Source organism: Streptomyces sp. AC627_RSS907 (assembly GCF_019049165.1).
On sequence record NZ_JAGMUE010001094.1, the window covers coordinates 1 to 549 of the forward strand.

At 62.1% G+C, this 549-nt stretch carries 2 protein-coding genes; both read left to right on the forward strand.

All coding sequences use genetic code 11. The annotated features are described in order from the left end of the window. Positions 1–211, forward strand: a 211-nt coding sequence (locus KUM32_RS40455; protein WP_217146682.1) for a hypothetical protein, incomplete at its 5' end; no start/stop codon positions are given. A gap of 96 nt (positions 212–307) precedes the next feature. After that, positions 308–544, forward strand: a complete 237-nt coding sequence (locus tag KUM32_RS40460; RefSeq protein WP_187063045.1) for a hypothetical protein — start codon at positions 308–310, stop codon at positions 542–544. Positions 545–549 lie beyond the last annotated feature (5 nt).

Here is a 549-nt window from a genome sequence, read left to right on the forward strand (position 1 = left end):
AACGCTCGCACTCGTCACCGACGCGCGGCAGCGAGCCGAGGACACGGGGCCCGGCATCTGTGCCCACCCGAATTGCTCCAACGAACTGCACTACGTCGGGCGGGGTCGTCGCCCGCTGTACTGCTCGGCGGACTGCCGAACGGAGACGTACCAGGCAACGCAGATGGCCGCGCGTGCGCTGATCGGAATCCCGGATTGGGCCCCCGCATAGGGGCAGGAACGTCCACAACTTCAGAGCTTCACTCACGAACCCCTGACGTGCCATACGCAGGGGCTTTTTCACGCCCGAACACAATGAAGGAAAACCGTGAACGAATATCTCAACCGTGCCGCGTTCCTGGACGGAAAGCGCAACAAGGGACAGAGCCGCGCCGACGCATTCAAGCTGGATGAGCGCATGGAAGAACTCGCCGCACTGCGCGACTCGCGCCCCGAAGTGTTCGAAACGCTCGGCACTTCTATCCGGATGAGCCTTGGCTACTACGAGAACGACAAGAAGATTGCAGCCGAGCACGGCCGCGACGTGACGAAGGGTGCCAACTGATATGA